Raw genomic sequence first — 23,986 nt, 5'->3', positions numbered from 1 at the left:
GGGGAAATAAACATGGAAAAATTTATTCTTTCATTAGACCAAGGAACAACGAGTTCACGTGCGATTCTTTTTAATAAAGAAGGTAAAATTGTACATGTTGCGCAAAAAGAGTTTACACAGCATTTTCCAAAGCCAGGCTGGGTTGAGCATAGCCCGCAAGAAATTTGGGGATCTATTTTAGCGGTTATTGCAACTTGTTTAAGTGAAGCAGAGGTAAAACCGGAGCAAATCGCGAGTATCGGGATTACAAACCAACGTGAAACAACAGTTGTATGGGAAAAAGAAACAGGTAAACCTGTATACAATGCAATCGTATGGCAATCTCGTCAAACGGCGGAAATTTGTGATGAGTTAAAAGAAAAAGGCTATGGCGATATGGTTCGCGAAAAAACAGGTCTTTTAATTGACGCATACTTCTCTGGAACGAAAGTAAAATGGATTTTAGATAACGTAGAAGGTGCAAGAGAGAAAGCGGAGCGCGGCGAGTTATTATTCGGAACAATTGATACGTGGCTTGTATGGAAGTTATCTGGCGGCAACGTTCACGTAACAGATTATTCGAATGCATCTCGTACATTAATGTATAACATTCATGAGTTAAAATGGGACGAAGAACTTCTTGATATGTTAACAGTACCAGCAAGCATGCTTCCAGAAGTACGTCCGTCTTCTGAAGTATATGGTCATACAGTTGATTATCATTTCTTCGGTCAAAATGTACCGATTGCAGGTGTTGCAGGTGACCAACAAGCGGCATTATTCGGCCAAGCTTGCTTCGGTGAAGGTATGGCGAAAAATACATACGGAACAGGCTGCTTTATGTTAATGAACACAGGTGAAAAAGCAGTAGCATCTGAGCATGGTCTATTAACAACAATCGCATGGGGCTTAAATGGAAAAGTAGAATACGCATTAGAAGGTAGTATTTTCGTAGCGGGATCTGCAATTCAGTGGCTGCGTGATGGACTGCGTATGTTCCAAGATGCAAGTGACAGTGAAGCGTATGCAACGCGCGTTGAATCAACTGACGGTGTATATGTTGTACCTGCATTTGTTGGACTTGGAACACCGTACTGGGATAGTGAAGTACGCGGTGCGGTATTTGGCTTAACACGCGGTACGACGAAAGAGCATTTTGTCCGTGCAACGCTTGAATCGTTAGCATATCAAACAAAAGATGTATTATGTGCGATGGAAGCGGATTCTGGCATTGAGTTAAAAACATTACGCGTAGATGGCGGTGCAGTGAAAAATAACTTCTTAATGCAGTTCCAAGGTGATATTTTAGGCGTGCCAGTAGAGCGTCCAGAAGTGAACGAAACAACAGCTTTAGGAGCAGCATATTTAGCTGGTCTTGCGGTTGGATATTGGAAAGACCAAGAAGAAATCGCAGCGCAGTGGAATATGGATAAGAGCTTTGCACCAGCAATGGAAGCGGGTACAAGTGAAGAGCTATATGCTGGCTGGAAAAAAGCAATTGAAGCAACGAAAGCTTTTAAATAAGTATAAACAGTGTTATAATGATGATAAGTTAATAATTCGGTAGGAGATTTGGAGAGACCACGACACGCTATAGAAGTGATTCTATGGTGATGTTTGTGGTCTCTTTTTTTCGTAATGAAAGGGAGGAATTACTATGAAATTCTCAAGTAACGGGCGTCAAGATGTTTTAAATGAAGTAAATAAACAAGAATTAGATGTGATTGTCATCGGCGGAGGAATTACAGGGGCAGGGATTGCATTAGACGGGACAAAACGCGGATTATCAACAGTTGTGTTTGAAATGCAAGACTTTGCGGCAGGTACATCAAGTCGTTCTACAAAGCTTGTTCACGGCGGTTTACGTTATTTAAAACAGTTTGAAGTGAAGATGGTAGCTGAAGTTGGGAAGGAACGTGCCATTGTATATGAGAATGGCCCTCACGTAACAACGCCGGAGTGGATGCTGCTTCCATTCCATACAGGCGGTACGTTCGGCGCATTTAGTACATCAATCGGTCTTCGTGTATACGACTTTCTAGCAGGCGTTAAGAAAAGCGAGCGCAGAAAAATGTTTAGCCGCGAAGAAACGATGAAGAGAGAACCGCTTGTGAAACAAGAAGGGTTAAAAGGCGGCGGTTACTACGTAGAATATCGTACAGATGATGCGCGTTTAACAATTGAAGTGATGAAAGAAGCAATTAAACATGGTGCAAAAGCAGTCAACTATGCGAAAGTAGACGGCTTCTTATACAAGGATGGAAAAGTATGCGGCGTACGTGTAGTCGACTTATTAGACGGAACTGTATATGAAGTGTACGGTAAAAAGATTGTCAACGCATCAGGCCCTTGGGTAGATACACTTCGTGAAAAAGATAATTCGAAAAAAGGGAAAGTACTGCAGTTATCAAAAGGTGTTCACCTTGTTATTGATCAAAAACGTTTCCCATTAGGGCAAGCAATTTACTTTGATACACCAGATGGACGCATGGTATTTGCGATTCCGCGCGGAGGTAAAACATATGTAGGTACAACAGATACATTCTATGATAAAGATGCAGCAGTACCAAAAATGACGACAGAAGATCGCACATACATTATTAACGCGATTAACTACATGTTCCCGACTGTAAACATTACAGAGAAGGATATTGAATCAAGCTGGGCAGGCGTTCGTCCATTAATTTATGAAGAAGGAAAGAGCGCATCTGAAATTTCTCGTAAAGATGAAATTTGGACTTCTGAATCTGGTTTAATTACAATTGCTGGCGGAAAATTAACAGGATACCGCAAAATGGCAGAGATGGTTGTAGACTACGTAACATCTCTCATGCAAAAAGAAGGGCTCGGTTCATATCCAAAAAGTGCAACGAAACATATGCCAATCTCTGGCGGTCATGTTGGCGGTTCGAAAAACTTCCCAACGTTCATAGCGAAAAAAGCACAAGAAGGAAAAAAATACGGTTTAACAGTAGAACAAGCAGAGCAATTCGCAAAATTCTACGGTTCAAACGTTGATGTACTCTTCGAATTAGCGAAAGAATATAAAGGAGAAGCAGAGCGCCATAATATGCCGCTTGACGTACTTCTTCCACTCGTATACGCAATGGAGTTCGAAATGACAACAAAACCAGTCGATTTCTTCGTACGCCGTATGGGAGCAGTATTCTTCAATATTCACTGGGTATATAAATGGAAAGACGCAGTTATCAATTACATGGCAGCAGCTTTAAACTGGAGCGGAGAAGAGAAGCTGAAGTATATAGCTGAATTAGACGCAGCATTAACAGATGCGGTTGTGCCGGTCGATCAACAAGATCAAGCATCTGCGTTAGCATAAAGTGAAACTTCCATCAGTAGGGGGCTTCATCCCCCACTGCCCGCGAATAGCGGGATAAAATGAAAACCACACTGTTTCTAAAAGTTTAGAGATGGTGTGGTTTTTCTTTAACCTATCGCAATGTATTTGAGATCCTACAACTATGCAACTATCGAGTCGATAAAATTTTATTTTTATAATTAAATATTTCATCTACTGCTTTTTTATAGCCCCCAGCTTCTTTAAGGGATTTTCCTATTGCATGACTGTTTTGAGAGAATTCTTTATTACTTAGTACCTGTTCTGTTACTTCACGTAGTATTGTAGCAGTAAGCTGTAAACGATCTAATTGAATGCCAGCTCCTACTTCTTCCACTCGTTTTGCAACGATTGGTTGGTCAGCAGCAACAGGAATAACGATAAGTGGAACACCAAAATACAATCCTTCACTGGAACTGTTCATTCCGCCATGTGTAATAAATACATCTGTATGTTGCAAAACTTCTAATTGCGGTACATAATTGTATACCAAAAAATTGGAAGGAATGTTTTTAAATTGGTTAATATCTGTTTTTTTTCCGACTGCTAGAACAACAGTAGCTTCTATATCTTGAAAAGCTTCAAAGCATTTTTCGTAGAATTTTGGTTGCTGATTGAATACGGTACCCATAGAAATAAAAATTACCCTTTCTGTTTTGAGCTTTTCAATTGGAAAATGACTAACATCTTTTCGTGGACTAATAGAAGGCCCAACAAATATAAACGAGTCATCAAATACTTCTGCACGTGGTTGATATAGCTTTGAGGTAAATACGATTGTAATGTCTCCTGGTTGGTTCATGATATCGAATAAATTATTACAAACAATATTGTATTGTTTTTCCCATTTCTGCATCGTATCTAAACACGCCTGATACATTGGAGAACTTTTCGTTATTTCATCTAATTTAGACGTAGAACCAAAAGACATATAATGATTAAAAGCAAAAGTAGTACAAGAAGAAATTTTAGGTAATTTTAATATATTAGCAATAATCTTCCCTACTATAAAATGATTATCGTAAATTACATAATCATAGTTTTCTTCTTTTATTTCCTTTAAAATTGTAGGTACTATTTTGTCTGTAACGTTTATGATTCGATGGATCATTTCTAAAGGATTGTGCCCTTCATCTATTTTTTTCATAACATCCATTTCTGAAGTGAAATCTTCATAATAACGAAATGATGCTCCTGTTTTTTCGATCTTGTCCCTATATTGTTCAGCACAATAATAAACTACCGTTTCTCCTTTACGTATCAATTCTTCAACGATTGCTAGGGTTGGATTAATATGTCCCTCACCCGGAAAGCCTATAACAAGAACTTTTGACATGACCATCTCTCCTTACCTATCGTTTGTGGAAATTTAACATTTTAAAACTAATTATTTTGTAGTCAAGTTAAAGGAATTTCACTGCCCCCAAGTATAAAAAAAACGAACAATTCTATTGGCATAGTTTGTTCGTTCCGGAAAAGGAGATACAATATAGAACTTCAAACGAAAAAGAATATATGTATATTTTACCAAAAAATACATAAGATTCAATTTTATGAGGTTGAGAAAGTTAATTTTCTATTCATGGCGTTTTTTGTTCGCAGACATTCGTATAATGAACAAAAGGTTTTTGAATAAATAAAAGTGAAATAAATTGTTTAATTTTAAAAATTCACATAATTTTCAAAATTACAGACTTTAAATGTTAATATTTGTTATATAATAAACTTGTTAAATGATTACCCAGGCATTTTCCCTGTTTTGCCTGTTAAAATAGTTTGTTTTATTCTTACTACTATTATCGCAAAAAGGACTTGTAGTGATTACTACAAGTTCTTTTTGCTTTTCTGTTTAAACATGAATGGAAACTTTCAAATATTTATTTACCATAAAAAGGAATGTATATTTTCCATGTTTCGTAGCATATTAAAACCGTAGGAGGTGAAACAATATGGCAAACAAGAATAGCAGAAATAATAATCAAGTATTGATGCAAGGTGCTGAGAATGCAATTGATCAAATGAAGTATGAGATTGCACAAGAATTTGGTGTACAGCTTGGCGCAAATACAACATCTCGTGCAAACGGTTCTGTTGGTGGTGAAATCACAAAACGCTTAGTAGCGATGGCTAAACAGCAATTAGGCCATGGATTCACTCATTAATTTCACCCGAAGACATGACGGATGACAGTAAGTAGTAATATATATTTTTTTGTCTGTAATTCGTTTATGAATAAGTTTAGATACTTACACTATAAGCATCCAAATAGGGTGCTTTTTTCTTTGTTATATAAGTTGAAAAAATGATATAAAAGCCTCTTTCCTAGGAGGGCGAGAGCATCTGGCCATGCATGGAAGCGGTCATGGTGTATTCTGCATAGCAGCGACTTACATGTCAGAAAAATAAGATGGATATATAGATCGTATTCTATTAAAAGTAATAGGTGCAAATGCTGTCTTATTGAAGGGAAATTCAAAATTTCCATTACGATTGTCATATTATTTCTTCCTCTTTTTTGAGTATTAAGATCTGGTAATTCTTTATATTTTAATTTCATCTCTTATACAATTTAATTCACATATGCAATTTTGCATATGTGTTAAAAGCTATCTACAAACTTAACATCAGATGTTAATATTACGTTGTTCGATGGTAGGAACAATTGTGAGAATAAGGAGGAATATGTATGAAAAGAAAAATTTTAGCTATAGCTTCTGTAATTGCTTTAACAGCTCCTATTCAAAGTGTGGCGTTCGCACATGAAGGTGATGGGCAAGTTGATCCACCTATTGCTCAAAGATGGTCAGCAGAATCGGTACATAATGAAGGAGTAAGTTCTCATTTATGGATTGTAAACAGAGCCATTGATATTATGTCCCAAAATACGACTGTTGTGAAGCAAAATGAGACAGCTCTATTAAATGAATGGCGTACTGATCTAGAGAAAGGTATTTACTCTGCGGATTATAAAAACCCATACTATGATAATTCCACATTCGCTTCACACTTCTATGATCCTGATTCAGGAAAGACGTATATTCCATTTGCTAAACAAGCAAAGCAAACAGGAGCGAAATATTTTAAATTAGCTGGTGAAGCTTATCGAAATAAAGATATGCAAAATGCATTCTTTTATTTAGGATTATCACTTCATTATTTAGGGGATGTTAACCAACCAATGCATGCAGCAAACTTTACTAACGTTTCGCATCCATTTGGCTTCCACTCAAAATATGAAAACTTCGTCGATACAGTGAAGGATAATTATAGAGTAACGGATGGAAACGGTTATTGGAACTGGAAAAGTGCAAATCCAGAAGATTGGGTTCATGCTTCAGCGGCTGCAGCAAAAGCTGATTATCCATCAATTGTTAATGGTAGTACGAAAAATTGGTTCCTAAAAGCAGCTGTATCACAAGACGCTGCTGATAAATGGCGTGCGGAAGTAACACCGGTAACAGGAAAACGTTTAATAGAAGCACAGCGTATTACAGCTGGATATATCCATTTATGGTTTGATACGTACGTGAATCACCAATAACAAATGCACTTATATATGAACAAAGTTATTTTTATATCAAAAGTGGCGTTCTATCTGGGAAGGTTGAAAAGTCATTTACACAAAAATATTGACAGTATCTGATTTGTTAATTTTTATTTATTAATATAACATTTCATCCATGTTTTAATGTTTATATAAAGCCATACTAATACTTATTAAACTATTAAACTTGTAAAACTACAAAACGGATTGTAATGCAGAAGGAAAAAACATCAAGAATATTTATTTTTAGAAGCAATGCAAAATGCTGAAAAGTGAAGGATTTGGAACCATAAAAATGATAGATATTCAAGAAAGCTTATAGGCCTAGCGACGGGGTTTCTACTCTAGTCCGTAATGACACTTCCTAATAATAGATTTTATTTTATTTCCGTCATTCAAGACCTTTTAGAAAACAAAATAGATAAAAAAGAAAAGAAGAAGGTAAAATGATAACAAAACAAGTACGTACAAAAGCTATAATTGTTTCAATGTTAACTTTAATGGGGATATCTTATACATCACTATCTAATATTCCGCAAGTCCATGCAGAAGTGACTACGTCTGCTAAAGAAAATGTTCAAAACATTCGCGAGGTTGCTCTAAATAAAAAATTAAATTTAAAACAAAACGTCATTATTTTTGACGGAACAGAAGCTGATTTTACAGAAGCAAAAAATATGGTGAATAGAATTAAAAAAATTAATCCAGTTCTGCTTGAGACAATGGCGAAAAATGGGACGTTGATTAAATTAACAAATAAAAAAATGACAGATACTCCAGAATACCAATGGTTGAAAGGTGTTATACCACGTGGATGGGAAGGAATAACAAATGCAGACGGTGAGCAAATGACATGGGATGATGTGCCTGGTTTAGGATCGACTCCGGGTAAACCTGTAGTAGTAAGAATTGGTTATAGCGCTACAGGAATGGGGCATAGCGCAATTAATTTAGAACTTCATGAAATAGGACATGCTATTGATAGAGCTGCTTTGAATAATTTTAGTCATTCTAAAGAATTCACCGATATTCAGAAACTAGAGCAAGAAAGCTTTCTAGGCGGTCAATATTTTTCTAATCCAGAGGAGTACTTTGCAGAAGCTTTTGCGTATTATTACCTAAATAATGATACAAAAAATGAGTTGGCAACGAAGGCTCCAGCAACATATAAAATTATTAAAGAAACAATAAAAAAAACAGCAGCTTTGAATTCTAAATCGGTTTAATTATCAAAAAAGCAATGAAAGTAGAATGGTTATCAAGTCAGAAAAAGGTACTCAAAAGAGTACCTTTTGTGTAAAATTCTTTATAGTTTTACAGATACCGCGAGTTAGGTTATGAAAACATCCATCACCTTAATAATTTAGAATGCCCTCAAGGTGAAAATGTACATTTTCACCTTGAGGTGTCATTTTTTCGTTTTGTGGTATTCGCTTTTCTTAGATTGATGGCGATGGGCTGAACTCCAATTATATGTTGGAGAAAAGTCACATCCATCAGTCCGTAAATCGATATATAATACTAGAAAAATACCCTTAAGAAAAAAACGTTGAATCAATTGATTGCAACGTTTTTTCTTATTTTATCCCGCATTAACGGGCAGTAAGACCCCCACCTCAAGATTCAGAGAGAAGCAAAGAAGATAGGTGGGGGTCTTACTGCCCGTAAAAGCCCGATTGGTTCAACTAACCGTCAGTGGGGGATGAAGAAAACCCCCACTGACGGAAGTTTCACTTTATTTCCTTTTCACTTAATAGATGAATGACCATTAAATCCGAATTATTTTAAGACAATCATTGCCAAATGTACTTGTAGAACGGTTATTTATATTACGAAAACGAAAAGGGGGATGTTGAATAATGACGAAACATATCGTAGACCTATCAAAATACAATGATAATATCGATTGGGATATGGCTGCGCCGCAACTTGATTTAGCAATCTGCCGTGTTCAATATGGCTCAAGGAAGATAGATCCACTGTACAATGAACATGTTCAAAACTTAGAAGCATATGGAATTCCACATGCTGCGTATGCTTACGGTTGTTATGTAAGCATTGCAGATGCCATTGTGGAGGCCGAAGATTTTTTAGCGCGCGTAAATCCAAATGCAAAATTTCTTGTGTTAGATGTTGAAGATGATACGCTAGCAAGCTGCGGAGCTACGAATCTAGCAGAAGCAACACAAAGATTTATTACTACTTGCCAGGATGCTGGTTGGAAAGTTGGCTTATATGTATCGCATCATATGTATGGATCTTATGGATTAGAAAATGTACAAGCTGATTTCTTATGGATTCCACGATATGGAGGCAGAAAACCTAAATATGAATGCGATTTATGGCAATATGCAGATGGAGAAACAGGGGGATGGCTTGATGGAATTGGAAAAGTAGATTTAAATGATTTAAACGGAGATAAAACGCTCGAATGGTTCATAAATGCTCAGGAACTTTATCGTATTTTTATAGGAGACTTCAATTCGATTGAATGGATAGAAGAAGTATATCAGACAATCAAAGGTATTTTCCCGGACTACGGGATGTGGACGCAATCTCTAGACGATGGAAATCAGCGTATCATTATTGGTGATTTCAACTCCAAAACATGGTGCGATGAAACGTTTGCGAAGTTAAAAGAAGTTTTTCCGTCATATGGTATGTGGACCCAGCGAATTTAGCTATCTACGTCTATAATTATTTTTAAAATATGTTAATGTATAAATATTTATGAAAAAATTATACAAGAGGTAAAGGGAAAGGAGTCAGCCCCGCAGCTTAAAAGCTGTGAGGACTGACTCCAAAGTTTCTTCATTTCTTATAGATCTGGATTAAAGACGTCTTTTGATTTTTTTGCAATATCCGTAATTAATTCATTTCTTAATTGTTTTGCTTTTGTAAATGCATCTGTAGCCGTGTCATTACTATATTTATTTAAATACTTAATTGCTTTTTGTTTGTCTTCCTTATAAAGCTCAGTAGCTTTTTTTTCAACCGAACTTTGTTTTGCAAATAACTGATCCTCGTATTTACCCCAATAGTTTTTTAATCCTACTCCAAGTGTGTCTGGGTTTGTTGCAGCTAAAGCAGCTGGTGCACGGAAAGCCCAGTAAGCGGATTGATCATCATATTTGTCATTACCAAGTTTAAAAGCAGTTGGTGTGTCATATGTTCCTTGATAGAATGGTAAATAAACACTATATTCCGGGCTTGCTAGGCTAAGCCACATAACATTGGCAATATCAGCAGGCATATTAGATCTTAGTTGAATAACATGGGATTCCACTGTACGATCTACACCAACAGCACGCTCATCTTTACCTGTACTTGTAGAAGTGTCATATGGAGTACCTTCATAGTGAGAGCCCAAGAATTTCATCACTTGTTTTGGCGTAATTTTCTGATCCGGAATCATAAATAATGGATAACGTGTTAATTCAGCATCTTGGTTTGTAGATGGAGTAAATGTCTTTTGTCCCCACCATTCTCTACGTGTATTGTATTTTTGACCAACATCACCGTAAGTTCCAGCAAAATCAAATTTTTGATTATTATCTTTGTTATTGTTTGGTATTAAGCCTTTTTCAACTGCATGAGAAATTAATGTTTTAGAGCCCATGAAGTTTTTCGTATCGGAAAGATTCACATTATCGATTCTTAATCCATTCGCAACAATTAAATAAGCATTATCAGGTACTCTTTCTGCTACCCATTGATGTCCTGTTCCAACCTCAAAGTACCAAATTTCATTCTTATCTGCGATCGCAACGCCATTTGCTTCAGCAGAACCATACTTTTCAATGTACTGTCCTAGTAATTCAGCACCTTCACGGGCTGTTTTAACACGTGGTAAAATTAAGGTTGGAATAACTGATTCGCTAACACCTTTTTTCACAAATGGATCAGATGCTTCTGCTTTTTTATTTGCATAAGCACTATTTGTAGCAGAAATAGCTACTCCGTATTCATTTATCCCTGCTTCTTCAAAAGGCCCTTTTGAAGGATCCCAGTCTGGTATTGCAATATACTTATAGGATACCTTTGGTTGATCTACTGTTAGTCCAGTTTCAAATTTTAGTTTTTCCCCTGATTTATGTGTTTTGCGAGGGAATACCTTGACATGTTTCGACCATGCACTAGATACGTCCTCATTTCGTGCAACCATGACCGAATCATCTGCGGTTGCTTTTTTTCCTGCAAAAACCGAGGTGCAAGCGCTTGCGGGAAGGGCGAATCCTCCAACTATTAAGGTAGTAACGGCTACTGCTACACATGCTTTTTTGATACTATGTAACTTCATTTTGCCTTCCTCCTCTAACATTTCTGGATTTATTTCCTTATTATTCTAACATAATATAATAATTTTGTGAGCGCTTTCACATATTGTTCATATAGAAAAAAGTTAGTCCAAAATCATTAACAATTCTTTGATTAAGGAGATAAAGCATCGCATCTTTTTTAGAAACGTTGCAACTTTCTTCAAAACATCGTGACTTTATTCCAAACCAACAGGAAGATCATGATCTGCGAATGAAAAATATGATTAATGCTACTCTTATTAACACTACAAAAGGAACCTGCTACATCCTCATATGCAACATTGCATATGAGGATGTATTGATAAAAACATAAGCGCTTACTATAATAAGAGCATAAAGATAAATCACATCGTAACAATAAAAGAGGAGGAAATCATATGACAATCGCAATGACAATTTTAAAATTTATCGGTGGATTACTCCCATTCGTGCAAGAACTTTTAAAAGCATTTATGTAAGTTCACTATTTAGCAATTATTTATAAATCATTATCATACCTTAATACGAAAAAAAAGAAGGGGTTGAGTTTTTTGAAAAATGCAAAAAATACAAAAGGAATCAAATTACTAGCATGTTTATCAATTGGCTTATGCACTTTTAATTATTCTTCTATTTCCTTCGCTGAAACACCTAAAAGTAATTCAGCTGATCAGGTAAAAAAAGCTATTGACATTGATACTGGTATAGGAAATTTAAAGTATAATAATCAAGAGGTTTTAGCGGTAAATGGTGATAAAGTAGAGAGTTTTGTTCCAAAAGAAAGTACAAATTCAAATGGTAAATTTGTAGTAGTTGAACGTGAGAAAAAATCACTAACGACTTCACCAGTGGATATTTCGATTATTGATTCTGTGGCTAATCGTACTTATCCAGGAGCAGTACAACTTGCAAATAAAGCTTTTGCAGACAATCAACCTGATTTATTAGTAGCTAAGAGAAAACCTTTGAATATTAGTATAGACTTACCTGGTATGAAAAAAGAAAATACAGTTACTGTCCAAAATCCTACATATGGTAATGTGTCTGGAGCAGTAGATGAGTTAGTATCTACTTGGAATGAAAAGTATTCAGCAACACATACGTTACCTGCAAGAATGCAGTATACAGAATCTATGGTGTATAGTAAATCTCAAATAGCAAGTGCTCTTAATGTTAACGCTAAATATCTTGATAATGCACTGAACATTGATTTTAAAGCGGTTGCAGATGGAGAGAAAAAAGTGATGGTTGCGGCATATAAGCAAATCTTTTATACCGTAAGTGCAGAACTACCTAACAATCCATCAGACCTTTTTGATAATAGTGTTACGTTTGACGAGTTAAATCGTAAAGGAGTAAGCAATGAGGCTCCGCCTGTTATGGTGTCAAATGTAGCTTATGGTAGAACAGTTTATGTGAAATTAGAAACATCATCTAAGAGCAAAGATGTACAAGCTGCTTTTAAAGCCTTAATCAAGGGTCAAGGCGTTGAAGCGAGTGGACAGTACAAAGATATTTTTGAAGACAGTACCTTTACTGCTGTAGTATTAGGCGGAGATGCAAAAGAGCATAACAAGGTTGTTACAAAAGATTTTAATGAAATCCGAAATGTACTTAAAGATAATGCAGAATTAAGTTCTAAAAATCCTGCATACCCAATTTCATATACAAGCTCTTTCTTAAAAGATAACGCAACTGCTGCTGTTCATAACAATACAGATTATATCGAGACTACAACTACAGAATATTCTAGTGCGAAAATGACGCTTGATCATACTGGTGCGTATGTTGCTCAATTTAATGTATCTTGGGATGAATTCTCATATGATGAAAATGGGAAAGAAGTACTATCCCATAAAACTTGGGAAGGAAATGGAAAAGATAGAACTGCTCATTTCAATACAGTAATCCCATTACCACCGAATGCGAAAAATATAAAAGTCCGAGCAAAAGAATGTACAGGTCTTGCATGGGAATGGTGGAGAACAATTGTTGATGAACAAAATGTTCCATTAACAAATGAAATTAAAGTTTCAATTGGAGGAACAACGTTATACCCAAGTGCTAATAAGAGTCATTAATTAAAAGTGAAGCGCCCTGTTTACAGGGCGCTTTTTTACTTAGTCGTAAGTATATCGGCGCTTTTTCAAATATACCATACTCCTCTAATTGGCCTCACCATATCATTCCGGGAATTTCGTACATTTAGACACATTCTTGTCATAATTAACCTTTTTTCTGTACGTTAGGAGATATTTGTTCAGAAAATCTTATGTTTATGGACAGAGGGTAAAACTCAATAATATTAACATTTTATAGCTATAATCGTGTTCATAAAGTGTATAAACAAATCAATGTTCAAGTGAAATTAATTTTTTATTGTACCCACCATAAAAAATTAATGCGTTTTGTTAGCCGAATTGCTGGTAAAGTAAAATTTAAATATGACAATTAGTTTGAATATTCCGTTTACAACGAAAAGAACTTGTGATAATATGTAAAAAATTACATGCGATGACGAGAAGAGTAGATGAAGTAAATTTTTCACAGAGAGCTCCCATTAGCTGAGAAGGAGTAAGAATTCTTTATTGAACCAAGCCTCTGAGCATCATACCGGAACCTTGAAAAAAGGGGGTGGTATGACGGGAGCTCCCGTTATAGAGCTAAGGTATAATCATTTTTTTTATGCGTACCTGATAAGTTTAGTATGGTGACATACTAATAAACTGGGGTGGCACCGCGATGATAAATCTCGCCCCCAAGGCTTAAAGTCTTGGGGGTGAGATTTTTTTTATTGGAAAAATTGAGGACAGCTAAAAATTTTTTATTTTAAGGGGGATCATACAAGTGAAAAAAACTTTTGAATCATGGAAATATCCAATACTTTTATTGTCTGGGATTGGTATTGCTAATCTTGGTGCATGGATTTATTTAATTGTCTTGAATATTCTCGTCTACAATATGGGGGGATCACCTTTAGCTGTAGCTGCTTTATACGTTATTAGACCATTGGCTACGTTATTTACGAATGTATGGGCAGGAAGTATGATAGATCGTCTAAATAAACGTAAATTAATGATTCACCTTGATATATATCGCGCATTATTCATCGCCGTTTTACCATTCCTTCCATCTATTTGGTTCATTTATATGATTGTTTTTTGTATAAGTATGGCTAGTGCTATCTATGAACCAACAGCTATGACATATATGACAAAATTAATTTCACCAGAACAAAGGCACCGTTTTAATTCATTTCGTAGCTTAATAAACTCTGGAGCATTTTTAATTGGACCAGCAATAGCGGGAGTACTTTTAATAACTAGTACTCCCGGGGTTGCTATTGGTATGAATGCTCTTGCATTGTTTATATCGGGAATGATTACATTACTAATGCCAAATCTTGAAAAAGAACCCCTTTTAGATACATCTCATAACAAGCTATCATTGACATTATTGAAAAAAGATTGGAACGTAGTTTTGCATTTTAGTAGACAATATGTATATATTGTATGTATTTATTTTTTATTTCATGGAATGATGGTATTCGCCACAGCAATGGATTCGCTTGAACTGTCTTTTTCTAAAGAAATTCTTTTGTTGTCAGATAGTCAATATGGATTCCTAGTAAGTATTGCTGGAGCTGGTATTATTGCTGGAGCGATAGTAAACACCATTTTCACAAAAAAATTAGCAACGTCTGTTTTAATTAGTATAGGGTCGTTGTGTATTTCAATTGGTTATATGATTTATGCTTTTTCAAATTCTTTTTTAATAGCAGCGATCGGTTTCTTCATTCTTTCTTTTGCGATGGCTTTTGCCAATACAGGATTTTATACTTTTTATCAAAACAATGTACCAGTAGATATGATGGGGAGGATTGGGAGTATGTATCAATTACTCATAGCAATCCTTACGATTGTTACAACCATTGTTTTTGGAGTTGCAACAAAATTCATTTCTATTCAAGTAGTAGTTATCGTAGGCGCATTTTTCATGTTATTAATTACTATTGTTTTATGTGTGCTTAATTTATTACCATCAAAGGCGAAATTTTATTCGTCTCATTCATTAAGTTCTAAAGACGTTTAAAATAGGGAGGGAGTTATTATTTGGGTTTTGTATGTAGTCGATTACTCGTTATGCTAAAATAAAGGATAAGAATGGTAAGGGAGGATGGATAAATATGATTCCTCAAAACATGATAGCATCCATTATTGTAAAATTAAAAGAAACAGTAAATCCATATTGGATTATTGTATTTGGATCGACAGCACAAAATCGGACAAGAGCAGATAGTGATATCGATATAGCATATGTTAGTGATGTAGTTTTAGACAATTACGAACGTTTTTTACTAGCGCAGGAGTTAGCCAATATTGCTCATAGTGATGTTGATTTAGTTGATTTATCACAGGCATCAACGATTTTCCAAGCGCAGATTATTCATGAAGGAAAGACAATATATTGTTCGGACGAGGAGCGCAAGATTGTATTTGAAATGAAAGTCCTCAAAATGTATGCAAGATTGAACGAGGAACGCCGCGTTATATTTGATGATATTAAGAAAAGAGGTGCTATACATGAAGAGTGAAGTGATTGTAAACAAAATTGCTACAATAGAACGTTGTATAAAGAGAATTAAAGATGTATACGAAAACAACCCGGAGAATTTAGAAGATTATACGAAGCAAGATTCGGTTATTTTGAATATACAACGAGCGTGTGAAGCGAGTATTGATTTAGCGATGCATATTGTCGCAAGTAAGAAGCTAGGATTACCACAATCTAGCCGAGAAGCATTCGATTTACTAGTTGAAGCGAGCGTTATAAATAAAGATTTAGGCAATAATTTAAAAGCAATGGTAGGATTTCGGAATATTGCTGTTCATGATTATCAAAGTGTAAACTTAGACATTGTCCAAAAAATTATTGAGAAACATTTGGGTGACTTCAAATTATTTACGAAGGAAATCTTGGGGATTTTGGACTTGTAAAAAGCTCAACCACATCATCTCTACAGTTTTAGAGGTGATGTGGTTGTTTCGGGATTTGGAGAAAGTATATTGGTTGACGAGCCTTTCCTTTTTTACCATAATATTGTAGAAAGGAGGTGGGAGCATGGAAGCATATTTTCGAGCAGCTCCATTAGAACCGTTTGTCCCATACTCGAAACAACACGTTATTATACTTCTTCTGATTGGTTTCGGGATTTATTTTCTATATCAATATCAGGATTTACTTCGCCAAGAGCAATGGAATATAATGGTTCGATACACAATTGCTTTTTTGTTTATAGGCAGTGAAATTGGATTGGACGTATGGCAAGTGAAGGCAGGGATTTTTCGACTCAGTACATCATTGCCATTTGAGTTATGTACGATTAGCTTATTCTTGGCATCCATTATGATTATAACGAAAAGTTATAGGCTATATGAAATTGTCTTTTTTACCGGAATTCTTGGGGCATCGCAAGCCCTTTTAACTCCAAATTTACAGTATGCATTTCCGCATTTTCGCTTCATAGAATATTTCATCGCACATGCATTACTCGTTTTGTCACCGCTCTTTATGACATGGGTGGAAGGATATAGACCAACTTTTCAATCGATTAAGCGTACGATGCTATTTTTAAATGCATTGCTACCAATTATTTTATTCGTCAACGATAAAACAGGTGGAAACTATATGTTTTTAGCGCATAAGCCAGAAACAGCTTCCTTACTTGATATGTTAGGCCCTTATCCTTACTATATTATTTCATTAGAAATTGTTGCGTTTATTGCATGTCTACTCTTGTATATACCGTTTAACAGAAATAGAAGAGGTATGAACAAAAAATTATTGAGAAACATTTGAGTGATTTTAAATTATTTATAAAGGTTGATAAAGTGAACCCTCCACCAGTGGGGGTTTTACTGCCCGCAAATAGCGGGATACATATACACGTTTTTTGAACTGAAACCCGAATTGTGGACATTAAAAAAGTACACAATTCGGGTTTTTTATTGATAAAATGGTGCCGAGATCGACATATACACGAATTACGTATGATATTTTTTTGCAAAGTGCACGTGTACAAACAGCTTGTCCTTTTTGAGCATAGTATGATAGTACATTATGCATGAAAGGGTGTGACATTTTTTGGCAATGGAAATGATTAATGGATTGACAGGATTTTCAAATGGACTCTTACTTAGTTTCTTTTATTTTACAATCCTTGTTGTTATAGCTGGAATCACAGTGAAAAATTGGAGATCATTCCTTAAGTGGATGAACCTGTTAATCTTATATCATGCTTTTATCTATGTGTGCGTTCGACCGTTTATTTATAAGACGAAGTTTCCACCTGTTGAGCAAACCATTTGGAGATTTGCAACTGTATATCTTCTCATCAATGCTGTCATTCTACTTATTAAGTCACTGAAACGTAGTAAAAAAGATTGATATAAAGTGAAACTTTAATCAGTGGGGGTTTTCTTCATCCCCCACTGATTATTAGTTGAACCAATCGGGCTTTTACGGGCAGTTTATCTTCCGCCTAACTTCTTTGCTTCCGCTGAATTTTGAGGCGGGAGTATTACTGCCCGTTAATGCGGGGTAAAGTGAAACTTTAATCAGTGGGGGATAAATGCATTTAAATAGCAAAACAAATGGAACAGAACGCAAATTTTTTTCTTCAAATGTACAAAATAGCAACTCTATTTTAGATACGGAGTGATGAATGATACGGCGCTTTAATGCATGGCTTGGTGACAAACTGGCCTTATGGTTTTCTACAATGGCCTGTTTCTACATCGTTTTTGGGCTTGTGATTGTGCCGCTTTTTTTTCAGCATCCAAATAATCTTGTAGAATGGGTACAGTACATGATACAGACCATCTTTCAAGGCATTGCCTTGCCTGTCATAGGATATGTGGCAAGGATCGCTGGGGAAAAAGATGAAAAGGTCATCGGTGAGACTCATGATGCGGTGATGGAGGAATTGGTTTTAGTAAAGGAAGAATTAACGTTGGCACGAGAACAGTACGATACTTTACAAAAAGTTGAAAAGATTATAAGCGAGACTCATGATACAGTGATGGAGGAATTGACTTTAATAAAAGAAGAATTGGCAGTGGCACGAGAACAGCACGTTGTTTTACAAAAAGTCATAGGCGAATTACAACAGCATCTGAAAGAGAAATAGACTTTAACGATCCCACAACGCGGATCGTTTTTTTGAATGTTCATCTATCTTTTTTTCTCCTCTAGATGGAAAATGAAATTAATTGTAAGATAATTATGTATTTTGTGAATAACGATTTAATAAAATATTATGTTGAGTATGAGGTGAATAGACATGCAATTGGTTTTTCAAATTACATATCATCGTATGTGTGATCACTATCGCCCTAAGTTGCTGCAAGCGATTTATGATTTACATAACGAAGAATTGTGGGAACAAGAAAAGGTGATGAATTCAATTGGTGGTATCGTCCTACACATTTGTGAACATATAAAAAGAAATACAGCAAGGTACTCGAATCCGGATATAAAGTTTGAAGAAGGAATTGAAGAGTATTTTCCTTATTTAGACATATCATCAACGGTGTTATGTTCCATGATTGAAGAGACCTTTACTAATTGGAAAAGAGAGTTTGCGAAAGCGGTAAATAGAAATGTAGAAATAGATATACACAGCCTTCTACATCTTGTTGAACATACTGCCTATCATTTAGGGCAAATTGTTGATCGAGTGAAAAGAATAAAGAATACGAAATTTGATTTTTGTCAAAATGGACTAAATGAAAGAAATTTGAAAGCGATAATTGAAAACAATAGGCTAGATTCATAAAGAGGTGATCGTATTGCCAAGTAAACTTCCTAATAAAATTCACATCATAGGCTCTGTCGGGAGCGGAAAAACAACTTTAGCAAGAACATTATCTTCGGAGTTGCAGATTCCATATTACGAGCTAGACAATGTTGTTTGGAGAAGGTCTGAAAAAGGGGATATAAGAAATACGCCTGAAGCAAGAGACGAGAAGCTGAATAATATTGTCAGTTCCAATGCTTGGATTGTTGAAGGTGCTCATCATACATGGGTATCTCAAAGTTTTCAACATGCAGATACTATCATTTTTTTAGATGTAACCCTTTCAAAAAGGATATATAGAATAACGAAGCGATACATTTTACAACTACTTAGGCTTGAAAAGGCGAACTATAAGCCAAGTTTTAACATGTTTTTGAAGATGTTTAAGTGGACGAGGGATTTTGAAAGAGAGAGTAAAGCAGGGATTTTACACATGTTAAGGGAGCATGGCTATAAACTTGTTATATTAAAAGATAATAGAGAAGCTAATATATATAAGTTGAAAAAAACGACATAAAAACGACATAAAAACCACTTTCTTTTTTAGGGAAGGACGAGAGGGTCTGGCCATGCATAGAAGCGACTTATATGTCGAAAAATGAAAATGGCTTTATATAGTATAGGATGCAGATATAAAGTCAAAAGAAAGATATGTAGATAGAACATTTGAATCGTATCCAAATTGGAGATAAAGTGAAACTTTAATCAGTGGGGGTTTTCTTCATCCCCCACTGATTATTTTTCCACCCAATATATTAAAGTAGATTTATAATAAAAAAAGAAAGTTCTATTAATTAAAGGGGGGAATGTAGAGCGAAATGAAAAAAATATTAATGAAGTATATGACTGAATTGACGACACTAAACGAAGAAGAACAACAAGCAATCATGAAAGATATACTTATTAAAGAATATAAAAAAGGAACAATGCTCCTTAGACAAGGAGATGTTCCGACTAAATGCTATTTCGTATTGAAGGGATGTGTTAGGCAGTATTCTATAGATGAAGCAGGAAAAGAGATCACATCCAATTTCTACACAGAAGAACAAGCTATTTCGAATTTCAATCACCATAAACAGGATAAGTCATCCGTGTACTCTTTAACTTGTCTAGAAGACTGTATATTAGTTGTTGGTGATCTTGATACCGAAAAGGACATGTATAACAAATACTCAGAATTGGAAAGAATGACACGCAAGATGATCGAGCACAATTTTGGTAAGGTACAAGATGAATTGGCTACATTTATTGCATCTACACCTGAAGAACGCTACAAGTCATTATTACAGAAACGACCGTATTTAATCGACCGTGTACCCCAACACCAGTTGGCAAGTTATCTTGGGATTACCCCAGAATCATTAAGTAGAATCAAGAAACGAATCTATAAAGATAACTTTTAGGAAGTTGTTATACACTTTTATGAACGTTTCCTCCTCTAAGCAAGAGCCATATCCCAAAGCCCAATTCTCCTACAATCATTGGTACAGTAAATACAAATGTAAGTATGGAAATGACCCCGTCATATTCTGGGAGAAATGTGTTGCATAGGTGAATGACAATATAACCTATTGAAGCAAGCAACAATAAGATGCTAATGACTGTTGGTATGCTGCTTGATTTGAAAGCTAAGTAGCCCACAATCATAAGATGCCCGCCAAAAATGATTAAGCCAATCGACCAAATAGATTCAAATGCTTCCAAAAATAGCATCATATGTGCTTGAAGGTGATCGATTTTCAATACAGATACATAGTTTGTATTTTTCGTGAGAAGCAATACAAATATCAAATTCAATATGGCAATTCCCAATATCGTCGCATAGGTAAGACGGAGCCATGCACCGAGTAATGAAAGGTTTTTATGAATGGGCTTTAGGAAGATATAGAAAGCCCAGGCAACCACAATGTCGGTGATCAGGATGATGAGCCAACCAAAGATTTCGGCCTTGAAAAGGAGAGGTGCTGCCATGATATTGTTATATGTGGCGTTAGCATCGCCTTTCACAACAAGGCTTGCATGGGCAAAGCCATAGGAAAAGAAGGAAACAAGTGCCATGATGATAAGTGATATACTAGCAGTTAGAGCGTATTTTCGCTGATTTGATTGTTCTTTTACTGTGATATCCATAAAATAACCTCCTATATTACATTGTTGAGTTTCATTTTAATGGGAAGATTATGACTGGTCATTGACTTAAATCAAGAGTTAATGGGGAGGCTCCAAAGCGTACAGGGTATAGCTCAGTTTCTAGGAGGGGAATTTCACCACAGCTCTTGAAAAATTTAATGTTTTTTTCAGCGCTGATCATGTGCAAAAAATAAAGTGACCGTCTGAAATGAGGTCACTTTACTTTTTGTGCTGTTTTAATAAAACGCATTAAAATTACAGTACCTGATATGTTTAAAATAATGCTTGTACTAAGCAAAACTGCCCATAATGCAGTAGGCAATGAAAGTGTTATAGACAACAGTAAGAAAAGAATACCTATCGATATAAAAGTTAGCCCCAATGGCATATTATTCATAATATGAAACCCTCCTTTACAATTTTATTTTAACCGCAATTTCTTTATAGTTGTATAAATTGTTTATCTATAATTGTAGAGAAATTTCTATTGTAAACTCCTCTACAATAATCATTTAAAACGGGCCAATATGATTCCACCTTAAATAAAATCTACACATAATACCAAAAACAAAAAATAGTAAAATAAAAAGAGAATAATATTTTTTTCTTATCCTCACAACGCGTAAAAATTTTCGGTTCGCAAATATGAACGTTGGCAAAAGAATACCACTTATTATGAGAGTAATCATGAGGCTAAAAATGATAGTAATCCACTCTTCATCAATCATATCTGAACAACCATTAATTAAACAATCAACTCCATAGAAGGTGATTAACAACCAAATCAGAGCATAACCAAAAAGAAAACCAAAGATGAAATTAAGAAGAGAACTTATTGATAAGCATAAATACTTCATCTATTCACCTTTCAAAAACATTGTAATTAGTAAGAAGCAATGTCAATCATATTATAAATTATCCATACGTAACTTCACTGTATCTTTTAAACGGTACATTACTAAGGAAATCAAGTACAATTTCATTGAAAATATCCTTTTTCATCACATTTAGAGGATCAAATGCATTCTGAAATAAAGCCAGTTTACCATTAGCAACATTTTTATAAATTGTTCTACCTGCCTTTCCTTCATCTATACCTGTTACTATCTTCCCTGCTCCTGAAAGAATTAAAGTTTCTGATTGTATTTGATGAAGAAGATGAGTATGTGTAGGGAACGGTGCTTTTTTTATCATGAGAAGCATTTTTTTATCTATCGAAAAAGAATTACGTAAGATTTTTTGTGTATAATCGTCGTTTTTATATACTTTCATCATCATATTGATAATTTTAGTATAAGGTAGCAAGCTAAAAATGAAATTAGAAAGATGTAATATCCATTTGGAAGCTTGGGAAGGAAATTCACTGTAGCTATTCGAGATCACTAATTTTTTCACATAAGACGGATAATGAATTGCTAATAATGTTCCAAGAATTGCTCCTTGTGAGACACCTATTACATGAAGGTTGGAAATATGCAATTCATCTAAAAACGCTACAATGTCCGATACAATTAGTTCGTAGCTGTACTTATTGTTAGGAAATGTTTTAATAGAATCCCCGTGTCCCCTATAATCCATAAGAATCATTTTATATTGTTTAGAAAATGATTCAATTTGCGGCTCCCACATTTTCCAACACGCACCGCTTCCATGAAGAAATAAAATGGGTTCACCTTTTCCAAAACACTTATAGTGAAATTCTCCATTTCGTGTTTTTACTACAGCCATGAGCAGAACTCCTTTTGGTTAAATTTTGAAATTCCCCATATTTAAAATATACATTACAAGAAATAAATTTCAATATTTTTTGAAATTTTATATGTATTATATTTCAAAATTTTGGCGTAAACAAAAAAATCTTCCCCATTCATGGAGAAATTTACCGTTTCTTTTGATATACTGAATATATGGAATAATGAAGAAATTGTATCATATCAAAAAATATTAATAAGTTAATACGAAATAAAATAAATGAAGTGACCAATAACAATGCAAAATGGTTACATCATAGGTCGAATATTTAGGTGATATTATCTGAATGGTTTGTATGTATTATAGTCTTTAAATCAAAAAATATTTGAAATGAAGATACATGATGTAGAGATAGGTAGGAGCTGTAAAATGAAAAAGAAAACAGATAATGAAAGTTTTGGTGCTAAGGTCATTGGGATTATAATATTTTCTATGATTCTATCGATAGTTGTTCTTGCTCTATTTATGTCAAGTAAGATTAGTTATATTTATTCACTTTCTCCTATTGTATATGAGCAGGAAAAAGAAGTAAGTATTACAGTGTCATCTCTTATCAGCGGGCTGTGGATTATGTTGTGTATTTTGTTGGTTGTATTACCCAAAAAAAAGGTACTATTCATAATCTTCATTAGTTCTTGTGGGATTCTTTACTTACCTTTCTTCTTCTATTCTAGCGCAAGCAATACAGAAATTATTGAGGATCCATTTTGGGGAAGCGCGAAAAGGGCTAGCTGGGGAGAAATTGAAAAGGTAGAAGTGTATGATGCTTATAAGACTGGAAAAGTAAATAAGTTGGGTTTTAAATTTGTATTTTATACAAATACGAATGAAAAAATCGAAGTGAAATGTATAGAGGACAAGTGGTCAGAGGAACAGCGCAAAATGGAGGAAATGGAAGAAGTAATAAAGCGAAAAGGAATTCCGATTACGTACAATTCAATTTTTAAAATAAAAGGTCAATTTCAAAAATTTTTAGAGAAGCATTATAACAAAAGAGAAGAGGAACAAATTCACGAATTTTTCCAGAGAAGAAATATGAAAGTAAATTAGTTCGATGAAAGAGACTG

At 35.0% G+C, this 23,986-nt stretch carries 22 protein-coding genes and 1 other annotated feature; of the genes, 17 read left to right on the top strand and 5 right to left on the bottom strand.

Annotation, left to right across the window (positions count from 1 at the left end):
* Positions 1-12: 12 nt before the first annotated feature.
* Positions 13-1,503, top strand: coding sequence for a glycerol kinase GlpK (gene glpK / locus MR076_RS09620; RefSeq protein ID WP_242220072.1), 1,491 nt, complete (start codon positions 13-15; stop codon positions 1,501-1,503).
* Positions 1,504-1,636: 133 nt separating this feature from the next.
* A complete protein-coding gene (locus MR076_RS09615; RefSeq protein WP_242220069.1) occupies positions 1,637-3,319 on the top strand; it encodes a glycerol-3-phosphate dehydrogenase/oxidase in 1,683 nt (560 codons plus the stop codon).
* A gap of 148 nt (positions 3,320-3,467) precedes the next feature.
* Here the strand turns inward: MR076_RS09615 and MR076_RS09610 are convergent, their stop codons facing one another.
* Entirely contained in the window at positions 3,468-4,673 is a 1,206-nt protein-coding gene (locus MR076_RS09610; RefSeq protein ID WP_242220067.1) for a macrolide family glycosyltransferase, read from the bottom strand.
* A gap of 613 nt (positions 4,674-5,286) precedes the next feature.
* Between MR076_RS09610 and MR076_RS09605 the strand changes: the two genes are divergently transcribed.
* From MR076_RS09605 to MR076_RS09590, 4 genes are all read left to right on the top strand, one after another.
* Positions 5,287-5,499 carry an alpha/beta-type small acid-soluble spore protein gene (locus MR076_RS09605; RefSeq protein ID WP_242220064.1) on the top strand — a complete coding sequence of 71 codons (213 nt, stop codon included), beginning with the start codon at positions 5,287-5,289 and terminating at the stop codon, positions 5,497-5,499.
* A gap of 524 nt (positions 5,500-6,023) precedes the next feature.
* Positions 6,024-6,878, top strand: coding sequence for a phospholipase C (locus MR076_RS09600; RefSeq protein ID WP_242220061.1), 855 nt, complete (start codon positions 6,024-6,026; stop codon positions 6,876-6,878).
* Between the two features lie 449 nt (positions 6,879-7,327).
* Entirely contained in the window at positions 7,328-8,107 is a 780-nt protein-coding gene (locus tag MR076_RS09595; protein ID WP_242220059.1) for an anthrax toxin lethal factor-related metalloendopeptidase, read from the top strand.
* Positions 8,108-8,740: 633 nt separating this feature from the next.
* A complete protein-coding gene (locus tag MR076_RS09590) occupies positions 8,741-9,562 on the top strand; it encodes a GH25 family lysozyme (protein ID WP_242220055.1) in 822 nt (273 codons plus the stop codon).
* 137 nt (positions 9,563-9,699) lie between these two features.
* On the opposite strand, the gene MR076_RS09585 is transcribed toward MR076_RS09590, so the two are convergent.
* Entirely contained in the window at positions 9,700-11,181 is a 1,482-nt protein-coding gene (locus MR076_RS09585) for a C69 family dipeptidase (RefSeq protein ID WP_242220053.1), read from the bottom strand.
* 549 nt (positions 11,182-11,730) lie between these two features.
* Here MR076_RS09585 and MR076_RS09580 point away from each other — a divergent pair.
* From MR076_RS09580 to MR076_RS09535, 10 genes are all read left to right on the top strand, one after another.
* Positions 11,731-13,260, top strand: coding sequence for a thiol-activated cytolysin family protein (locus MR076_RS09580; protein WP_242220051.1), 1,530 nt, complete (start codon positions 11,731-11,733; stop codon positions 13,258-13,260).
* 424 nt (positions 13,261-13,684) lie between these two features.
* Positions 13,685-13,942: a binding site (T-box leader), on the top strand.
* A gap of 84 nt (positions 13,943-14,026) precedes the next feature.
* Positions 14,027-15,271, top strand: coding sequence for an MFS transporter (locus tag MR076_RS09575; RefSeq protein WP_242220049.1), 1,245 nt, complete (start codon positions 14,027-14,029; stop codon positions 15,269-15,271).
* Between the two features lie 94 nt (positions 15,272-15,365).
* The gene (gene mntA / locus MR076_RS09570; RefSeq protein WP_242220047.1) at positions 15,366-15,773 is read left to right on the top strand and encodes a type VII toxin-antitoxin system MntA family adenylyltransferase antitoxin; all 408 of its coding nucleotides are present in this window, start codon (positions 15,366-15,368) and stop codon (positions 15,771-15,773) included.
* Positions 15,763-16,176 carry a type VII toxin-antitoxin system HepT family RNase toxin gene (hepT, locus tag MR076_RS09565; RefSeq protein ID WP_242220045.1) on the top strand — a complete coding sequence of 138 codons (414 nt, stop codon included), beginning with the start codon at positions 15,763-15,765 and terminating at the stop codon, positions 16,174-16,176. The genes mntA and hepT overlap by 11 nt, the downstream gene beginning before the upstream one ends.
* A 124-nt stretch (positions 16,177-16,300) precedes the next feature.
* Positions 16,301-17,038, top strand: coding sequence for a YwaF family protein (locus MR076_RS09560; protein ID WP_242220043.1), 738 nt, complete (start codon positions 16,301-16,303; stop codon positions 17,036-17,038).
* A 285-nt stretch (positions 17,039-17,323) separates the two neighbouring features.
* Positions 17,324-17,626, top strand: coding sequence for a hypothetical protein (locus tag MR076_RS09555; RefSeq protein WP_242220041.1), 303 nt, complete (start codon positions 17,324-17,326; stop codon positions 17,624-17,626).
* A 277-nt stretch (positions 17,627-17,903) separates the two neighbouring features.
* Entirely contained in the window at positions 17,904-18,368 is a 465-nt protein-coding gene (locus tag MR076_RS09550) for a hypothetical protein (protein ID WP_242220039.1), read from the top strand.
* Between the two features lie 153 nt (positions 18,369-18,521).
* Positions 18,522-19,016 carry a hypothetical protein gene (locus tag MR076_RS09545; protein ID WP_242220037.1) on the top strand — a complete coding sequence of 165 codons (495 nt, stop codon included), beginning with the start codon at positions 18,522-18,524 and terminating at the stop codon, positions 19,014-19,016.
* Between the two features lie 13 nt (positions 19,017-19,029).
* Positions 19,030-19,554, top strand: coding sequence for an AAA family ATPase (locus MR076_RS09540; protein ID WP_242220034.1), 525 nt, complete (start codon positions 19,030-19,032; stop codon positions 19,552-19,554).
* Positions 19,555-19,855: 301 nt separating this feature from the next.
* A complete protein-coding gene (locus MR076_RS09535) occupies positions 19,856-20,440 on the top strand; it encodes a Crp/Fnr family transcriptional regulator (RefSeq protein WP_242220033.1) in 585 nt (194 codons plus the stop codon).
* 7 nt (positions 20,441-20,447) lie between these two features.
* Here the strand turns inward: MR076_RS09535 and MR076_RS09530 are convergent, their stop codons facing one another.
* From MR076_RS09530 to MR076_RS09520, 3 genes are all read right to left on the bottom strand, one after another.
* Positions 20,448-21,167: a DUF4386 domain-containing protein gene (locus MR076_RS09530; protein ID WP_242220031.1), complete on the bottom strand. Its 720-nt coding sequence runs from the start codon at positions 21,165-21,167 to the stop codon at positions 20,448-20,450.
* A gap of 214 nt (positions 21,168-21,381) precedes the next feature.
* The gene (locus tag MR076_RS09525; RefSeq protein ID WP_242220029.1) at positions 21,382-21,564 is read right to left on the bottom strand and encodes a hypothetical protein; all 183 of its coding nucleotides are present in this window, start codon (positions 21,562-21,564) and stop codon (positions 21,382-21,384) included.
* A 518-nt stretch (positions 21,565-22,082) separates the two neighbouring features.
* Entirely contained in the window at positions 22,083-22,895 is an 813-nt protein-coding gene (locus MR076_RS09520; RefSeq protein WP_242220027.1) for an alpha/beta fold hydrolase, read from the bottom strand.
* A 393-nt stretch (positions 22,896-23,288) separates the two neighbouring features.
* On the opposite strand from MR076_RS09520, the gene MR076_RS09515 reads away from it, so the two are divergent.
* A complete protein-coding gene (locus tag MR076_RS09515) occupies positions 23,289-23,969 on the top strand; it encodes a hypothetical protein (RefSeq protein WP_242220025.1) in 681 nt (226 codons plus the stop codon).
* Positions 23,970-23,986: the final 17 nt, after the last annotated feature.

The sequence above is a fragment of the Bacillus cereus group sp. BfR-BA-01380 genome (genome assembly GCF_022663535.1).
In the GTDB taxonomy this organism is placed as follows: domain Bacteria; phylum Bacillota; class Bacilli; order Bacillales; family Bacillaceae_G; genus Bacillus_A; species Bacillus_A cereus_BB.
Note: the sequence above shows the minus strand (reverse complement) of the source record. Positions and strands in the feature narration are given on the sequence as shown.